The sequence below is a fragment of the Pseudocitrobacter faecalis genome (assembly GCF_965231525.1).
GTDB lineage: Bacteria > Pseudomonadota > Gammaproteobacteria > Enterobacterales > Enterobacteriaceae > Pseudocitrobacter > Pseudocitrobacter faecalis.
Genome location: NZ_CBDDNJ010000002.1, coordinates 4,821,542 through 4,838,171 on the forward strand (window position 1 = coordinate 4,821,542; position 16,630 = coordinate 4,838,171).

Genomic DNA, 16,630 nt, shown 5'->3' on the forward strand with positions numbered 1-16,630 from the left:
TCATCTATCCTGGCCGATTACAGCTTTGGCCCAGCGCTGACCAGCGCGGCACCTGCTGGAGTATCGGTGTATTTCTCGAAGTTCTCGATAAACAGTTTCGCCAGTGCGGTGGCTTTTTCCTGCCACTGTTCCGGTGAGCCGTAGGTGTTACGCGGGTCGAGAATGTGCGTATCCACGCCCGGCAGTTCGGTTGGGTTCTGCAAATCGAACATCGGCAGGGTGAAGGTTTCTGCATTATCCAGCGAACCGTTCAGAATGGCGTCGATAATGGCGCGGGTATCTTTAATCGAGATACGTTTGCCGGTACCGTTCCAGCCGGTGTTGACCAGGTACGCCTGCGCGCCAGAGGCTTTCATGCGTTTCACCAGCACTTCTGCGTACTGCGTCGGGTGCAGCGACAGGAATGCCGCGCCGAAGCAGGAGGAGAAGGTTGGCGTTGGTTCGTTAACGCCACGCTCGGTGCCGGCCAGTTTGGCGGTAAAGCCAGACAGGAAGTGGTACTGCGTTTGATCGGCGGTCAGACGAGAAACCGGCGGCAGTACACCAAACGCATCTGCCGTCAGGAAGATAACTTTGGTCGCGTGACCTGCTTTGGAAACGGGCTTCACGATATTATCGATGTGATAAATCGGGTAAGAGACGCGGGTGTTCTCGGTTTTCGAGTTGTCGTCGAAATCGATGGTGCCATCGGCACGTACTACCACGTTTTCCAGCAGCGCATCGCGGCGAATCGCGTTGTAGATTTCCGGTTCCGCTTCTTTAGAGAGCTTGATGGTTTTCGCGTAGCAACCGCCTTCGAAATTGAAGACGCCATCGTCGTCCCAGCCGTGCTCGTCATCGCCAATCAGGCGACGTTTGGGATCGGTGGACAGCGTGGTTTTGCCGGTGCCGGAAAGACCAAAGAAGACCGCCACATCACCTTTCTCGCCCACGTTTGCGGAGCAGTGCATGGACGCGATGCCCTTCAGCGGCAGCAGGTAGTTCATGATAGAGAACATCCCTTTTTTCATTTCGCCGCCGTACCAGGTACCGCCAATCAGCTGAATGCGCTCGGTCAGGTTGAAGGCAATGAAGTTCTCAGAGTTCAGACCCTGTTCTTTCCACTGCGGGTTGGTGCATTTCGCGCCGTTCATCACGATAAAGTCTGGCTTGAAGGTTGCCAGTTCTTCTTCAGTGGGGCGAATAAACATGTTTTTGACGAAGTGTGCCTGCCAGGCGACCTCGGTGATGAAGCGCACGGAAAGACGGGTATCTTCGTTCGCGCCACAGAAAGCGTCGATAATAAACAGACGCTTACCAGAAAGTTGTTTTGAAACGAGTCCTTTCAGGTGCTGCCAGGTTTCCTGAGAGAGCGGCTTGTTGTCGTTCTTTCCTTTGCCTTTATCAGACCACCAAACGGTATCACGGGTTGTGTCATCACGGACGATGTACTTATCTTTCGGTGAACGGCCGGTAAAGATACCGGTGTCGACGTTGATAGCACCGAGATTGGTCAGGACGCCACGCTCGTAACCTTCCAGGTTAGGATCAAGCTCTTCCTGATACAGCGTGTCGTAATCCGGATTGTAGACAATCTCCTGTGCGTCGTTGATACCATAAGCCTTGAGATCCTGCGGAGTTAAACCATTGCGCATTTCACTGCTCCTTAGCCAATTGTATTGCTACAAATTCTATGGGTATTTTAGGGGTGTTGACCGCGACCAGGCTCATAGATTTACGTATCCCGACAAAACGTCTACTTACGAATTCATTGTGACTCCTGTCACGAAGCGGCACCGATTATGGCAGGAAAATGACTTGAATTGGGGTAAATGTTCTTAATTGGTTAAAAAATGGTTTAAAATACGATGTTTATGTGAATGTAATCGCATTTCTGAAAGAAAATTACGTAACCCTTTCATGAAAAAAATCGATTCACCTCGCTGAGCCATTTTGCGAATTTACACACATTCTGAGCCTGATAGCAGACCCAATGTGATATTCGCGCTTACAGCCCATTGGTGGATACGGACAGGGATAACGTTGAATTTTCCCGCCCCACGTGATGTTCGAGAGCTAAAGTTGTTACTCTGGGGATACAACAGAATTTAAAAAAATGCCCGGTGGCGTTACGCTTACCGGGCCTACATATGGCATTTTTCAAAGGCGGATAATTAATGCACCTGCGGATCTGCCGGAGAGGCATTATTGCGGATTTCCGCAATATCCATGGCGTTGAAAACGTAATGGCTACCGCAGTAATCGCAGTGCATATCGATTTCGCCTTCATCGGCCAGGATGCTGTCGATTTCTTCATCCGGCAGCGTTTTCAGCGCGCCAGCGCAGCGCTCACGGGAGCAGGTACACTTGAACTCAACGTCCTGCGGGTCGTAGATCGTCACTTCTTCTTCGTGATACAGACGCCACAGCACATCGTTCGCCGGCAGGGTGAACAGCTCTTCGCCTTTGATGGTCTCGGTTAGCGCTGCCAGGTGATCGAAATCATCACGCTGCGCGTCCTGTGCAGGCATCACCTGCAACAGCATACCGCCAGCCGCGGGTTTACCGTTCGCTTCGCCGGTGCGGATAAACAGACGCGTCGGTAACTGCTCAGAGCGCTGGAAGTAATCTTCCAGACATGCCGCCAGCGTATCACCTTCCAGACCCACCACGCCCTGATAGCGTTCGCCCTCTTCCGGGGTAATGGTGATAACCAGATAGCCATTCCCGACCAGCGCTTTCAGGTCTGCATCGGCAGGAATATCGCCCTGCACGCGCGCCACGCCGCGCAGCTGCTGCTGGTTGTTGCCGTTGATCACGGCCAGCGTCATCGGGCCATCACCCTGCAACTGAACGGTAATATCGCCCGCGAACTTCAGCGTTGCGGTCAGCAGGCTGGTGGCAACCAGCAGCTCGGCCAGCACGTTTTTCACCGGCTGCGGGTAGTCGTGGTTCGCGAGGATCTGTTCGAGGGTGTCTGATACGGTGACCAGTTCGCCACGGACGGCATAGTTTTCAAACAGATAGCGATGTAATTGATCGTGTTGAGTCATAATTTTCTCTCTTGAGGCGCCAGTCACTCACTGTCGCCATATTTAAATCTCACCAGGTCGCGGCGCTCTTTTTTATCCGGGCGTCGGTCCGGATGCGGCATCGTCAGCGCGTTGAGTTTACGTGCCAGCGCGACTTTCTCGCGCTTCTCAATGCTTTCAGCCGTCTCTTCATAAAGCAGCATGGCTTCGCTGGCCGGGCGACGCTGTTCGGTAATGTTTTTCACCACTACCACGCGTTCGTCGTTGCCCTGGCGTAAGGTTATCTGTGCGTTGAGTTCGACTATTTTACTGGGTTTGCTGCGCTGCCCGTTATAGTGAACCTTGCCACCGTCAACCATCTCCCTCGCCAGTGCCCGGGTTTTATAGAAGCGTGCGGCCCATAACCATTTATCCAGCCGAACGCCCGCTACGGACTTCTCTTTCATGGTCACTCCTTCACTTGAGTGAGGGGATCAGACGACGGTAATCATTCAGGGCGGGATGACGTAAATAGCTTTTGTCCGCCAGACCGGAGTCCGGGTTGGTGACGCCTAAACAGTAGCGAATCCCAAATGTCGCTGCCGCGTCCAGAATCGCCTCGCTGTCGTCGATAAACAGCGTGCGCTCCGCTTTCAGCCCTGTATGTTCCGCTACCGCCTGCCACAACCGCTGATCCTCTTTCGGATAACCAAATGTGTGGGTGGAAAGCAATAAATCAAGGTGTGCATCAAGACCGGTGTGTTCCAGCTTGACGGAAAGGTTGTACGGATGCGCGTTGGTCAGCAGAATGCGCCGCTTACCGCTCGCCTGTAAGGCATTGAGAAAAGGCACAGTATCATCACGCAGCGCCGCACGCGGCCCCTGCTCGCGGGTCATCGCACAAATATCCAAACCCAGCCGGTCACTCCAGTAATCAAGACAGTACCAGTTTAGCGTATGCTGCACATCGTGGTACTCCTGGCGCAGCGCGTCACGCGCTTCCTGTGGCGTCAGACCTTTCTGGCTGCCATAAGTCTCAGGCACCAGCGTTTGCCAGAAGTAATTATCGAATGCGAGGTCGAGCAGCGTACCATCCATATCCAGCAGGACGGTATCGACGTCCTGCCAGGTGATGTCAAAATGCATGGGGAGCCTCCAGCCAAAGAATTGCGCGACAGGTTAGCACAACCTGCCGCTTTGCTTCATTGTGGATGGGATCATTGATGCGGCATATTTTGCTCATAATCCTCAGGGTTGGAGAGCAAAACAGGGTTGGTGCAGCTTTCGTAATATTTCTGAATTTCGACCAAACGCTCGCGATGACGCTGATACCGGCGTAGCGCCTGAACGCCATTGTAGACGGCGCAGATAATCATCGTAATCATCAACAGGGTGGTCGCCAGATAGCGCCACAGACCGCTACTGTCCGGCATGCGGTGCAGGTTAACGTGCTGCGTGCCGTTAGCGTCGGTAAAGATATTGGTGACGATGCCTTCTGCGTGGAACGGGGTGTGCATCAGCATTCCCGCCAGACGCTGGAACTCGCTCCACTGCTGATGCGCCGGAAAGTCATACAGGCTCATCGTCGGATAAGGTTGGGTGACGAGATCGCTGCCTTCATCGCTGGTGATAAGAAAACCGCCGGGTGCCGGGCTGTTCAGCGCCTGTGCCGCGCGCGAAGTTTCCCGCAGAATAAATGGCGCGGTGGAAGTATCGACCAGATTATCGAGCGACTCAGCGCTAACCGGTCGCAGTAGAACGTTCACGCCGTCCAGACGCCCCGAATTAGCGCGCTTGACCAGCGTTTCCCAATCGCGCGTATTCCCCAGGTTCACCAGCGCATTTTTGAGGCGCGAACATTCGTCTGCTGCCGAACAGAGATCTTTGGTTTTCAGCACAATATCGGCAAAGTCATCCAGCAGCACCATGCCTGATTTTTGAATCGCCGAGCGCAGAGCCGGGCTGACGCGCGAGCTGTCATCCGGCGTTGGGTGCAGCTGACGGTTCACCGCCTGCACCAGCGCCGTAGCTTTATTGACGATATCGGATTCCGGCAGCGGCAGGCGCGGCGCGTTATTCCAGATAATCTGCGAGCAGTCGAATGGCAGGAATGGCGAACTCTCCTGTGCCGTCCAGGTGCCCGGCGAGTGAATATTACACATCCCGGTGCCCTGAAGCTGTAGCGTATCACCGACGCGCACGCCTGCTTTAGTAAGCTGATCGACGGTGGTGGCTTCAATCACCTGCGCGCCTTTCAGCCAGGAGAGCGTGAATTTAAACGGCATGTTGAGCGGCACGCTCACCCATAGCATCACCACCACCAGCAGCGCGCCACCGGCAATAACGGCGCTACGCAGCCAGTGCTGAAGCGGGAAATTTTTGACCTCATCATGCAGTGACAGGAAACGTCCCTGGCGCACCACGTGGCGGTCGAGATAGATATCGATATCGGTTTGCTGACCAAGATCTTGTGCGACAAACGGCTGCCAGTGGCGTGGATAGATCAGGTCGATAATGCCGAGCGAGATGTTGTTAATGTGCTCCTGATCGTTTTCACCGAACAGACCCCAGCGTTTTGGCGTGCCGCGCAGGCAGTGGATCTCACGCAGCGACGTTTTGGTCGGCGGCGCAAACAGCCCCCACAGACCGGCCAGCAGCAGTAAAACCGCACCGCCCAGCAACCACGGGGTAAACATGCCAGGCAGGACCAGGCTGCAATAGAAAAGCAGAAACGCGCCAACTATCAGCAGCGCTTCCCGTAGCCCGTCCGGGCGGCTTAGCGCGTACTCTTCATGCGTCTCCTGACGAATATTGAGCAACTCGATTTGTTCGCTCTCTTCACCGCGAATCGACGCCTGCGTCGAGGTGGGTGATTCCAGCGCTTTACGCTGGCCTTCAAGGGTGTACTCTTTCAGAGAATAACCGTTGAGGGCAATCACCAGCGGAATATCCTCGGTGACGATAAGCTCGATGCTGTTTTCGTCGTTGATGTGCTGTTCCCAGAAGGGGGGCAGATGCACTTCGATGGAGTCGAGGAAATAGCGCCATTTGTTGGGATCGTCGGTCGTAATGCCGTAGCGGGTAATGGCACGGGTCAGGGTGAAAACGGTATTGCTTTGCGCATTCAACGAGATAAGCGCAGGGGCGACCGTGGAACCCGACGCGGGGATTTGCTGGCTCTGGTTGAGATCTTCAAGATAGTTCTCAATGCCGCGACGTTCTTCGTCGGTTAATTTGCGCGTGGTCGCGCCAGGGAACGCATGCAGCCAGGGTAAACGGCGTCGCTTTGCGCGCATGCGAATATACCAGCCCGCCACCAGGGCACAGACCAGTATCGCAGCGGTAAAGAGAGTCAATGTGCCCATGCTATTGCCATTATCCTTATTTTTGTCGGTCGCTTCATTCGTCTTTTTTATTATTCACTTTTAATACGAATGACTCAGGTCTTCACAGATTTGTTGCACACTATCGCAACTCGCGAGGATAACAAACCCCTCTGGCAGCGAATATCAGCAAATTCTCAAATTTGTTTCAACTTCTTGACTTTTTGGAACAAATAAGGGTTATCAAAAACAATAGTTACGAAAATGTAAATAACAGCCATTTTAAATTGCCGGAATGCGCCTCCTGGCTCACAATGACAACAGTCATCACAGCAAAGAACGGTCCAATGAGTAAACCATTACAAAAACCCACGATTCTCCATGTTGAAACGGTCGCGCGCTCCCGTTTATTTAATGTTGAAAGCGTGGATCTGGAGTTTAGTAACGGAGTACGCCGCGTTTATGAACGCATGAAACCGTCGTCGCGTGAAGCCGTCATGATTGTGCCGGTGGTGGACGATCACTTAATTCTCATCCGTGAATATGCTGTGGGCACCGAATCCTATGAACTGGGGTTCTCTAAAGGGCTCATCGACCCGGGTGAAAGCGTTTTTGAAGCCGCGAACCGCGAGCTGAAAGAAGAAGTAGGATTCGGGGCCAACAACCTGACATTCCTGAAACAGCTCAGCATGGCGCCGTCTTACTTCTCCAGTAAGATGAATATCGTGGTGGCGGAAGACCTTTATCCCGAATCGCTGGAAGGCGATGAACCGGAACCGCTGCCGCAGGTGCGCTGGCCTATCGCCAATATGATGGAACTGCTGGAAGAGCCGGATTTCAACGAAGCCCGTAATGTGAGCGCGCTGTTTTTGGTGCGTGAGTGGTTGAAGGGGCAGGGCAGGCTTTAAAGAGATCAGCCGGTTAGCGTTTCGCTTACCCGGCCTACAATTCATGCATCTTGTAGGCCTGATAAGCGAAGCGCATCAGGCAATTTCGCTCTGCTGTCAGAACAACTCCTGCGATTCCCCGTTATCAATAATTTCCGTTCCCACCTCGCGAATAGATTGATGCGTCGGTTGGGTGCCTTCGATAAAGTACTCGGCACGGCTGTTGCCGCCGCTGGCCAACTGGCCGGTGCTGCGGTCAATATTGATCGTGACGATACCCGGCGGCGGCGTTAACGGCTGCTCCGGTACGCCGGCCAGAATGGCTTTCATAAATGCATCCCACGCAGGCTGCGCACTTTTTGCACCGCCTTCGTAACCGGAAATTTGATCTTTAATCGCGCCAGAAGCAGACGTTCTGCCAAGATCGCGGCGGTGATCGTCAAAGCCAATCCACACTGAGGTTACCGCGCCCGGGCCGTAGCCTGAGAACCACGCATCTTTCGAACTGTTGGTCGTCCCGGTTTTACCGCCGATATCGTGGCGTTGCAGGTCACGGCCCGCGCGCCAGCCAGTACCCTGCCAGCCCGGCTCGCCGAAGATGTTGGTATTCATTGCGCTCTTAATCAGGAACGACAGCGGCGTGTTGATCACATGCGGGGCATACTCCTGCGCGCCGGTCTGTGCAACCAGCGACTGGTTAGCTTGTTCAAGCTGTGGCATCGGTACGCTGGAATTCTGCGGCGTTTGAGATGCGGCGACATCCTCAACGTTTTTGTTTTCCAGCACGTCAGATTTCTTCGTTTCACCGTAAATTACCGGGATATTACACTCCGGACAGGCGATTTTGGGTTTCGCTTCGAAAATGACACCGCCCTGATCGTTCTCAATCTTGCTGATAAAGTACGGATCAACCAGGAAGCCGCCGTTCGCCATTACCGCATAGCCGCGTGCGACCTGTAGCGGGGTGAAGGACGGTGAACCCAGTGCCAGTGATTCCGTGCGAACGATGTTCTCCGACGGGAAGCCAAAGCGCTGGAGATACTCCGCCGCATAATCGACGCCCATTGCACGCATGGCACGAACCATCACCACGTTTTTCGACTGACCTAAACCCTGGCGCAGGCGAATCGGGCCCGCGTATTCATTTGGCGAGTTCTTCGGACGCCAGTCTGAACCGGCCCCGGCATCCCAGCGGGAGATTGGCACGTCGTTCAGGATGCTGGCGAGCGTTAAGCCTTTGTCCATCGCCGCCGTGTACAGGAACGGCTTGATGTTGGAACCCACCTGACGCAGCGCCTGGGTGGCGCGGTTAAATTTGCTCTGGTTGAAATCGAAACCGCCGACCAGCGCGATGATCGCGCCATTCTGCGGGTTGATGGAAACCAGTGCCGAGTTTACATCCGGCACCTGCGACAACCACCAACTGTCGCCAACCTGACGTACCCAAATCTGCTGCCCGGCCTGTACGACTTCGTTAACGCGGCGCGGGGTTGGCCCCTGCGAGGTGTCGGAACGCCAGGCGCGTGCCCAGCGAACGCCTTCCATTGTCAGGGAAACAGAGGTGCCATCGGCCAGCTGTGCGGTCGCTTCCGTTGCGCTGGCAGACATCACCACCGCCGGGCGCAACGGCCCGTAGGTTGGCAGCGCTTTCAGAGAATCGGTAATTCTTTTGCTATCCCACGGCGTTTCGCCCACTTTCCACAGCACATTAGACGGGCCGCGGTAGCCGTGGCGCATATCGTAATCCATCACATTGGTTCGCACGGCTAATTGCGCGGCCTGCTGATTTTTGCGCGTGATGGTGGTGTAAACGCGATAGCCGTCTTCATACGCCTGCTCGCCGTAGCGCTTCACCATCTCCTGGCGCACCATTTCGGTCAGGTAGGGAGCAGAGAAGGCGATTTCCGGGGCATGGTAGTCGGCATCAATCGGCTGGCTACGCGCCTGATCGTACTGTGCCTGAGTGATATACCCCTCGTTCAGCATACGCGACAGCACTACGTTACGACGGGCGGTTGCGCGATCCATTGAATAGAGCGGGTTGAAGGTGGAAGGCGCTTTCGGCAAACCGGCAATCACCGCCATTTCGCTCAGGCTCAGCTGATCGATGGATTTGCCGAAATAGACATGCGCCGCAGCGCCCACGCCGTAAGCGCGGTAACCGAGGTAAATTTTGTTCAGATAGAGTTCGAGGATCTCATCTTTGCTCAGCAACTGCTCGATGCGAATGGCCAGGAACACTTCCTTTATTTTACGCATCAACGTCTTTTCAGGGCTGAGGAAGAAGTTACGCGCCAGCTGCTGGGTGATGGTACTCGCCCCCTGCGATGCGTGACCGGAGAACAGCGCGACGCTGGCGGCACGGAAAATCCCCACCGGGTCAACCCCGTGGTGCTCGTAGAAACGGCTGTCTTCCGTGGCAATAAACGCCTTCACCAGCTCAGGCGGCATTTGACTGAGGGTGACCGGAATACGCCGTTTTTCGCCATACTGGGCGATCAGCTCGCCGTCTGCGCTGTAAACCTGCATTGGAATTTGCAGACGCACGTCTCTGAGCGTCGCAACATCAGGAAGCTGGGGCTCAATATACTTGTAGAGGCCATAAACCGAGCCTGCTCCCAGCAGAATGCAACAGACTGCAAGGATTAATAAATACTTTACGAACTTCACCGGAGATTTCCCATTTAGTTTCATTTGGGCAGTTTATAAACAAACGCGCGGTAGTATAAAGGCAAGCCAGATGCATTGATATAGCCGTCACCATGATGGCGTTTAAGGGATATCACGAAATGGCTTTCGGATGCTGGCAAATAGGTCTTCATATTCAACAGGATAAAATCGCGGCCATCGCGCTGCAACGCGTGCGCGGCGGCTGGGCGTTGCGTCGCTGGTGGCTTCTGCCGCTGCCCGCGGATTTCTCCTCACTTTCACCCGCCCAGACGGAAAACGCGCTGGTGGCGGCACTCTCTGCCTGGCGGCGCGAGCTTCCGTGGCAACATGCGGTTAGCCTGGCATTTCCTGCACACCGCACCTTACAGAAAACGCTGCCGCAGGCGGCCATGACGCTGCGTGACAGCGAGCAGGCGCAGTGGATCGCCAGCGCGATGTCGCAGCAGTTGGCAATGGAGCCTGCTGCGCTCTGTTTCGATTATCAGCCAAACATACTGGCAGATGGCTGGAGCGTGACAGCGGCTCAGCGTAAGGACATCGACCCGTTACAGCGCGTCGCGCACGCGCTCCGTTTGCATGTGACGGCGATTACGCCCGACGCCTGTGCACTGCGGCACTTTCTTCCCTGGCTGCCTCATGAGGCGGGCGGGCTGGCGTGGAAGGATAGTCGCCAGTGGCTATGGGCCAGCGCCTCAGGCTGGGGAAGCGTGTCGCGGGCGGAGGTGCCTTCGTTACAGCAACTCAGTACGCGACTAGCCATGCCTGAGCTGACGTTTTGTTGCGTGCAGGCTGAGAACGTTCCTCGCTTCGATCCCTGGTGTGTGATGGGGCAAATTCAGCCGCCGCTGCCAGCAGACAGCGATGCGTTTGCCATCGCTATTGGCCTGGCGTTAGGAGCACAGGGATGAGCGCTTCGGTAAATTTTCTCCCCTGGCGGCAATCCCGCCAGCGAAAACGACGCCGCCTTGGGTGCCACGTTTTGGCCGGTGTCATGCTGGCGCTCTTGATGTCAGGGGCCAGCAGGTTAGCGCAATCGCGACTGCAAGAGAGGCTGCTGGTTTGCCATGTTGATGCCGAGCGCCAGGTGATTCGCGCACTAACCCTGCGTGAAGAGCAGATCGGACTCCGTCTGCAGGAACGCGAGCAGCAGCTGCGGCAACAGACTGCGCGACGGCAAACCCTTGCCTGGCAGGCGCGGCTGGCGGCGCTTGCCGAACAGTTGCCCACGCAGGCATGGCTGACCGGTCTGAGTTACCAGAACGACGTTTTGCAGCTTTCCGGCGTTCTGGTGCGTTTTTCCGCCTTGCACTCCCTTGATGAGCAGATGCAGCACATTGACGGTTTCCAGCCGGCCATCGCCGGAAAAATGGCGCGCGATAAAGACGGGCGTTGGCTGTTCAACTATCAGATGAAAAGGAGGGCCGTCGATGCTGCGCCCTGAACGCTGGCTCATTGGGATTGCCGGGCTGCTGTTGCTGGGGGGGAGCGGCGTGGCGTACCTGCTACGACCTGCATCCATCCCACAGAACGTCTGGACGCAACAGCAGATATTACGTATCGCCCGCTGGCGGAGCGTGATGCCGCTACAGGCGGCGCTGAAGGTTGGCGGTGACACAGGCCTGGCTGCGAGCAAGCCTTTTTCCCCGATGGCTTTTCAACGTCCAGGGGCGGAACTGATGAGCTGGTCGCCCACCGGACACGGCGGTGAGCTGGTACTGGAAACCGTGTGGCAGCAGGTGCCATCGGTTTTTGCGCTACTCGCTGAGCGGGGAATGCGGGTAGTGGCGTTTTCCCTCAAGGCCGGTGAGCCGCGGCACGTGCTGACACTGCAACTGGAGGGGGACGATGCAGAGTAAATCACGCAGCGCGCTGATGCTGTTTCTCCCGTTGCTGCTGGGCATGCGCGATCCATTTTTGCCGGTAGACGATCCCTGTCGAATCGCGCAGCTCAGCCAGTTACGGTACGCGGGCAGTGTGGATAGCGGGCAACGACAGATTGCATTTTTGCGCGACGAAAAAGGAAAGTGGCGACGAATACAGCGAGAAGACCTGGTCATGTCTGGCTGGCGTATCACGGAAATCACAGCGGAAAGTCTGACGATGGAGACGGGCGAAGCCTGCGAGCCGTCGCAGTGGCGAATCATTAAAGGAGAAGTTGAGCATGATAAAAAGGATAAGCCTGCTGGCGCTGTTACTGCTGCCGCTGCTGGCCGCCAGTAAAAATGTGTCGTTGGTTGTCGATGAGGTGCCGGTGACGCAGGTGCTGCAAACTCTGGCCGATCTCGAACAGCGCAATATGGTGATTGCGCCGGATGTGCAGGGTACGTTGTCGTTGCAGCTGAAAAATGTACCGTGGAAGCAGGCGCTGCAAACCGTCTTAACCAGCAGCGGATTAACGATGACCCAGGAAGGCAGCGTTATCGCCATTCACTCACAGGCCTGGCAGGAAGCGCGTCAGCAGCGAGCACAGGCCGAGCAGGAAAAACGCCAGCAGGCGCTTCCGCTGAAAAGTCGCAGTATCGTTTTGTATCACGCCGATGCGACGGAGCTCGCCAAAGCCGGGGAAAAGTTGCTGAGCCCGCGCGGCACGCTCACCGTTGATAAACGCACCAATCGGCTCATTCTGCGCGATGATGAAAACCATCTGCCGCTGTTTGATAGCTGGGCCAGCGAAATGGATATTCCCGTGGGCCAGGTTGAGCTGGCGGCCCACATCGTGACTATTAATGAAAAGAGCCTGCGTGAGCTTGGCGTGAAGTGGACGCTGGCGGATGCAGCCAATCCGCCGGGGTTGGGCAAAGTGACGACCCTCAGTAGCGATTTATCTGTGACGGATGCGACAACCCGCGCCGGGTTTAACATTGGCCGTATTAATGGTCGCCTGCTGGAGCTGGAACTTTCGGCACTGGAACAAAAGCAGCAACTGGAAATTATCGCCAGCCCGCGTTTACTGGCTTCGCACCTGCAACCTGCCAGCATCAAGCAGGGGAGCGAAATTCCCTATCAGGTTTCCAGCGGCGAAAGTGGCGCGACCTCGGTAGAATTTAAAGAGGCGGTGCTGGGGATGGAAGTGACCCCTACAGTGCTACAGAAAAACCGCGTTCGTCTGAAACTGCACATCAGTGAGAATATGCCGGGGCAGGTACTGCAGCAGGCCGATGGTGAAGTGCTGGCTATCGATAAGCAGGAAATTGAAACCCAGGTGGAAGTACAGAGCGGCGAGACGCTGGCGTTGGGCGGAATATTCTCGCAAAAAAACAAAACCGCGCGGGATGGTGTACCTTTACTGGGCGATATTCCACTATTGGGCCAACTTTTCCGCCATGATGGCAAAGATAACGAGCGACGAGAGCTGGTGGTGTTTATCACGCCAAGGATCATTTCCGCCCGCTAGTCGCTGAAATTTCTTTACGAACTGGCGTCAGGTGTTTGACGTGAGACAGGATTTAGCATACAAGGAGTACCGATTTGAGCGTCGGCGCCTCTTTCCCGTCTCCTTTAAGACGGCAATTTATTCTGTTGCCAAACCAGCCGGAGTATTGAGATAATTTTCAGTCTGACTCTCGCAGTATCGCACAAGAGGTTTCAGTTCATGTCCGGCGACGCCAGAATGTTTGCGGCGCGGATTTATCATTAACGAATAGTCTTAGTAGTACCAAAAAAATGGCAGAGAAACGCAATATCTTTCTGGTTGGACCTATGGGTGCCGGCAAAAGCACTATTGGGCGCCAGTTAGCCCAACAGCTCAATATGGAATTTTACGATTCTGATCAAGAGATTGAGAAACGGACAGGCGCTGACGTGGGCTGGGTCTTTGATGTCGAAGGCGAAGAAGGTTTCCGTGACCGCGAAGAAAAGATCATCAACGAGCTGACCGAAAAACAGGGCATTGTTCTGGCGACAGGTGGTGGCTCTGTTAAATCTCGCGAAACGCGCAATCGTCTCTCCGCCCGCGGCGTGGTGGTTTATCTCGAAACAACCATCGAAAAACAGCTGGCACGTACGCAGCGCGATAAAAAACGTCCGCTGTTGCAGGTGGATGCACCGCAGCGCGATGTCTTCGTGGCGTTGGCCGATGAGCGCAACCCGTTGTATGAAGAGATTGCCGACATCACTATCCGTACTGACGATCAGAGTGCAAAAGTGGTCGCAAACCAGATCATCCATATGCTGGAAAGCAACTGATACTGGGCAGCGAACACCGCGTCAGCGTAAAGCGTTTAAGCGAATATAAGTAACCAAGGTGGACGTCGCGTTATGGAGAGGCTTACTGTAACTCTCGGGGAACGTAGTTACCCGATAACCATCGCGGCTGGTTTGTTTAACGATCCAGCTTCCTTCTTACCGCTCAAGTCTGGCAGCCAGGTTATGCTGGTCACCAACGAAACGCTGGCGCCGCTCTATCTTGATAACGTCCGCTCTGTGTTAGAACAGGCTGGCGTCAAGGTCGATAGCGTGATCCTTCCCGACGGCGAGAAGTATAAAAGCCTGGCCGTGATGGACACCGTCTTCACTGCACTTCTGCAAAAACCGCACGGTCGCGATACGACCCTGGTGGCCCTTGGCGGTGGCGTCATTGGCGATTTAACCGGGTTTGCGGCGGCGAGCTATCAGCGCGGCGTGCGCTTTATTCAGGTTCCTACCACGCTGCTTTCGCAGGTAGATTCCTCGGTTGGCGGCAAAACAGCCGTAAACCATCCCCTTGGCAAGAATATGATTGGCGCGTTCTGGCAACCGGCTTCCGTGGTGGTCGATTTGAACTGCCTGAAAACCCTGCCCGCGCGTGAACTCTCTTCTGGGCTCGCTGAAGTGATCAAATATGGCATCATCCTCGACGCGCCGTTCTTTGAGTGGCTGGAAGAGAATATTGATGCCCTGATGGCCCTTGATGAGAAAGCCATGGCGTACTGCATTCGTCGTTGCTGTGAATTAAAAGCAGAAGTTGTGGCTGCGGACGAGCGCGAAACGGGCTTACGTGCTTTACTCAATCTTGGACATACATTTGGACATGCGATTGAAGCCGAGATGGGGTACGGTAACTGGCTCCACGGTGAAGCGGTTGCCGCAGGCATGGTTATGGCGGCGCATACCTCTGAACGCTTAGGTCAGTTTAAGCCGGAAGAGACGCAGCGTATTATTACGCTGCTCAAGCGCGCAAACCTGCCGGTCACAGGCCCGCAGGAGATGTCGGCACAAGCCTATCTGCCGCACATGATGCGCGACAAAAAAGTTTTAGCCGGTGAGATGCGACTCGTCCTCCCGCTGGCAATCGGTAAAAGTGAAGTGCGCGGCGGTGTGCCGCATGATGTGGTTCTTGGCGCTATCGCTGATACTCAGCGAGCGTAACAATAAGAAAGGTCAAGCCGCGTTCGCGCGGCGTTTTATCTTCAGGTGAAGTGCAATAGTTGTGGGCGTAAGCCTTTTAGTGGGGTGTTAAATGGATGAATTTAAACCAGAAGACGAGCTGAAACCCGATCCCAGCGATCGTCGTACTGGTCGCTCTCGTCAATCTTCCGATCGTGACAATGAGCCGCAGATCAATTTTGATGATGTGGAGCTGGAAGCGGATGAGCGCCGTCCGGCACGTAGCCGCAAGGCACGTGAAGATGTCGAGCCCGAAGATGAGCTGTATGACGACGAAGATGTCGAGGCGGAAGAGGTCGTCGAACGTCGTCCGCGTAAACGTAAATCCCCACCGCGTAAACCGGCTTCCCGCCAGTACATTATGATGGGCGTCGGGATTCTGGTGCTGCTGCTGCTGATCGTCGGCATCGGTTCGGCGCTGAAATCACCGTCTTCCTCTTCCAGCGACCAGAGCGCGTCGGCGGAAAAAAATATCGATCTCTCCGGTGATGCTGCCGATCAGGCAAATGGCACTCAGCCAGCGCCAGGCACCACCTCCGCTGAGCAGACCGCAGGTGCTAATCCGCAGCAGGACGTTTCTCTGCCGCCAATCTCTTCTACACCGACTCAGGGTCAGCCAGCCGCAACGGCTGAAGGACAGCAGCGTGTGGAAGTACAGGGCGATCTGAACAACGCACTGACTCAGCAGCAGGGTCAGGTTGATAACGTGGTGGTTAACTCCACGCTGCCAACCGAACCGGCGACCGTGGCACCTGTCCGTCACGGCGCGGCTTCTCGTCCGGCGGCAACGGAAACCGCACCGCGTCAGCAGGCCGCGGCAACGCGTCCTGAACGTAAACAAGCTGTGATTGAACCGAAACCGCAGAGCAAACCGCAAAGCACCGCGGCAGCAAAACCGGCGCCGGTGACAACGCCTAAACCTGTTGCTCAGCCGCCGAAACACACCGAAACCGCAACCACGAGCACGCCGGCGAAAACGCCTGCCACCTCGACAGCTCCGGCGAAACCGGCTGCAACGGCAACCACGACGGCACCTGCGGCAACAACCGCTCCGGCTGCCACTGCGGCAACCAGCGCCCCGGCAGCCAGCAGCGCGGCGAAATCCTCAGGCGATGTGAACTCACTGAAATCTGCGCCTGGCGGCCATTACACGCTGCAGCTCAGTTCCTCTTCCAACTACGACAACCTGAATGGTTGGGCGAAGAAAGAGAATCTGAAAAACTACGTGGTTTATCAAACCACGCGTAACGGTCAGCCGTGGTATGTGCTGGTAACGGGTGTTTACGCCTCGAAAGATGATGCGAAACGCGCGGTCACCACGCTGCCTGCCGATGTACAGGCAAAAAATCCGTGGGCGAAACCGTTGCATCAGGTGCAATCTGACCTGAAGTAATGT

The 16,630-nt window shown here is 55.5% G+C and carries 15 protein-coding genes; 9 read left to right on the plus strand and 6 right to left on the minus strand.

Translation table 11 applies throughout. The annotated features are described in order from the left end of the window. Positions 1-17: 17 nt before the first annotated feature. The 5 genes from pckA to ACOXYR_RS23170 all read right to left on the minus strand — a co-directional run bounded on the left by pckA (position 18) and on the right by ACOXYR_RS23170 (position 6,355). Entirely contained in the window at positions 18-1,634 is a 1,617-nt protein-coding gene (pckA, locus tag ACOXYR_RS23150) for a phosphoenolpyruvate carboxykinase (ATP) (RefSeq protein ID WP_421356260.1), read from the minus strand. A 519-nt stretch (positions 1,635-2,153) separates the two neighbouring features. Then, the gene (hslO, locus tag ACOXYR_RS23155) at positions 2,154-3,032 is read right to left on the minus strand and encodes an Hsp33 family molecular chaperone HslO (protein ID WP_108476592.1); all 879 of its coding nucleotides are present in this window, start codon (positions 3,030-3,032) and stop codon (positions 2,154-2,156) included. Between the two features lie 23 nt (positions 3,033-3,055). Then, complete coding sequence (gene hslR / locus ACOXYR_RS23160; protein ID WP_421356261.1) at positions 3,056-3,457, minus strand: ribosome-associated heat shock protein Hsp15; 402 nt, start codon at positions 3,455-3,457, stop codon at positions 3,056-3,058. A gap of 10 nt (positions 3,458-3,467) precedes the next feature. Beyond that, the gene (yrfG, locus tag ACOXYR_RS23165) at positions 3,468-4,136 is read right to left on the minus strand and encodes a GMP/IMP nucleotidase (protein WP_421356262.1); all 669 of its coding nucleotides are present in this window, start codon (positions 4,134-4,136) and stop codon (positions 3,468-3,470) included. Between the two features lie 71 nt (positions 4,137-4,207). Continuing rightward, entirely contained in the window at positions 4,208-6,355 is a 2,148-nt protein-coding gene (locus tag ACOXYR_RS23170) for an intracellular growth attenuator family protein (protein ID WP_421356263.1), read from the minus strand. Between the two features lie 305 nt (positions 6,356-6,660). Between ACOXYR_RS23170 and nudE the strand changes: the two genes are divergently transcribed. Beyond that, a complete protein-coding gene (gene nudE, locus ACOXYR_RS23175; protein WP_108476596.1) occupies positions 6,661-7,221 on the plus strand; it encodes an ADP compounds hydrolase NudE in 561 nt (186 codons plus the stop codon). Between the two features lie 96 nt (positions 7,222-7,317). Here nudE and mrcA read toward each other — a convergent pair whose 3' ends face one another. Further along, the gene (gene mrcA / locus ACOXYR_RS23180; RefSeq protein WP_350435993.1) at positions 7,318-9,870 is read right to left on the minus strand and encodes a peptidoglycan glycosyltransferase/peptidoglycan DD-transpeptidase MrcA; all 2,553 of its coding nucleotides are present in this window, start codon (positions 9,868-9,870) and stop codon (positions 7,318-7,320) included. A gap of 119 nt (positions 9,871-9,989) precedes the next feature. On the opposite strand from mrcA, the gene ACOXYR_RS23185 reads away from it, so the two are divergent. The 8 genes from ACOXYR_RS23185 to damX all read left to right on the plus strand — a co-directional run bounded on the left by ACOXYR_RS23185 (position 9,990) and on the right by damX (position 16,627). Next, the gene (locus ACOXYR_RS23185) at positions 9,990-10,778 is read left to right on the plus strand and encodes a pilus assembly protein (RefSeq protein WP_421356264.1); all 789 of its coding nucleotides are present in this window, start codon (positions 9,990-9,992) and stop codon (positions 10,776-10,778) included. Between the two features lie 98 nt (positions 10,779-10,876). Continuing rightward, positions 10,877-11,311 carry a PilN domain-containing protein gene (locus ACOXYR_RS23190; RefSeq protein ID WP_421425924.1) on the plus strand — a complete coding sequence of 145 codons (435 nt, stop codon included), beginning with the start codon at positions 10,877-10,879 and terminating at the stop codon, positions 11,309-11,311. Then, positions 11,298-11,726: a HofO family protein gene (locus ACOXYR_RS23195; RefSeq protein WP_421356266.1), complete on the plus strand. Its 429-nt coding sequence runs from the start codon at positions 11,298-11,300 to the stop codon at positions 11,724-11,726. Before ACOXYR_RS23190 ends, ACOXYR_RS23195 begins: the two co-directional genes overlap by 14 nt. Beyond that, positions 11,716-12,090 (plus strand): HofP DNA utilization family protein, encoded by a 375-nt coding sequence (locus tag ACOXYR_RS23200; protein WP_113858433.1) that lies wholly within the window; start codon positions 11,716-11,718, stop codon positions 12,088-12,090. Before ACOXYR_RS23195 ends, ACOXYR_RS23200 begins: the two co-directional genes overlap by 11 nt. Then, the gene (hofQ, locus tag ACOXYR_RS23205; protein ID WP_421356267.1) at positions 12,032-13,264 is read left to right on the plus strand and encodes a DNA uptake porin HofQ; all 1,233 of its coding nucleotides are present in this window, start codon (positions 12,032-12,034) and stop codon (positions 13,262-13,264) included. Before ACOXYR_RS23200 ends, hofQ begins: the two co-directional genes overlap by 59 nt. Positions 13,265-13,533: 269 nt before the next feature. Next, positions 13,534-14,055, plus strand: a complete 522-nt coding sequence (gene aroK, locus ACOXYR_RS23210) for a shikimate kinase AroK (protein WP_108476603.1) — start codon at positions 13,534-13,536, stop codon at positions 14,053-14,055. Positions 14,056-14,127: 72 nt separating this feature from the next. Continuing rightward, positions 14,128-15,216 (plus strand): 3-dehydroquinate synthase, encoded by a 1,089-nt coding sequence (gene aroB, locus ACOXYR_RS23215; RefSeq protein ID WP_350435988.1) that lies wholly within the window; start codon positions 14,128-14,130, stop codon positions 15,214-15,216. A gap of 91 nt (positions 15,217-15,307) precedes the next feature. Further along, positions 15,308-16,627 (plus strand): cell division protein DamX, encoded by a 1,320-nt coding sequence (gene damX, locus ACOXYR_RS23220; protein WP_421356268.1) that lies wholly within the window; start codon positions 15,308-15,310, stop codon positions 16,625-16,627. The last annotated feature ends 3 nt before the right edge of the window (positions 16,628-16,630 follow it).

Excerpts from the sequence above, each read along its gene's own strand:
- pckA (WP_421356260.1), bottom strand. The coding sequence starts at position 1,634 with ATGCGCAATGGTTTAACTCCGCAGGATCTCAAGGCTTATGGTATCAAC.
- hslO (WP_108476592.1), bottom strand. The coding sequence starts at position 3,032 with ATGACTCAACACGATCAATTACATCGCTATCTGTTTGAAAACTATGCC.
- hslR (WP_421356261.1), bottom strand. The coding sequence starts at position 3,457 with ATGAAAGAGAAGTCCGTAGCGGGCGTTCGGCTGGATAAATGGTTATGG.
- yrfG (WP_421356262.1), bottom strand. The coding sequence starts at position 4,136 with ATGCATTTTGACATCACCTGGCAGGACGTCGATACCGTCCTGCTGGAT.
- ACOXYR_RS23170 (WP_421356263.1), bottom strand. The coding sequence starts at position 6,355 with ATGGGCACATTGACTCTCTTTACCGCTGCGATACTGGTCTGTGCCCTG.
- nudE (WP_108476596.1), top strand. The coding sequence starts at position 6,661 with ATGAGTAAACCATTACAAAAACCCACGATTCTCCATGTTGAAACGGTC.
- ACOXYR_RS23185 (WP_421356264.1), top strand. The coding sequence starts at position 9,990 with ATGGCTTTCGGATGCTGGCAAATAGGTCTTCATATTCAACAGGATAAA.
- ACOXYR_RS23190 (WP_421425924.1), top strand. The coding sequence starts at position 10,877 with ATGTCAGGGGCCAGCAGGTTAGCGCAATCGCGACTGCAAGAGAGGCTG.
- ACOXYR_RS23195 (WP_421356266.1), top strand. The coding sequence starts at position 11,298 with ATGCTGCGCCCTGAACGCTGGCTCATTGGGATTGCCGGGCTGCTGTTG.
- ACOXYR_RS23200 (WP_113858433.1), top strand. The coding sequence starts at position 11,716 with ATGCAGAGTAAATCACGCAGCGCGCTGATGCTGTTTCTCCCGTTGCTG.
- hofQ (WP_421356267.1), top strand. The coding sequence starts at position 12,032 with ATGATAAAAAGGATAAGCCTGCTGGCGCTGTTACTGCTGCCGCTGCTG.
- aroK (WP_108476603.1), top strand. The coding sequence starts at position 13,534 with ATGGCAGAGAAACGCAATATCTTTCTGGTTGGACCTATGGGTGCCGGC.
- aroB (WP_350435988.1), top strand. The coding sequence starts at position 14,128 with ATGGAGAGGCTTACTGTAACTCTCGGGGAACGTAGTTACCCGATAACC.
- damX (WP_421356268.1), top strand. The coding sequence starts at position 15,308 with ATGGATGAATTTAAACCAGAAGACGAGCTGAAACCCGATCCCAGCGAT.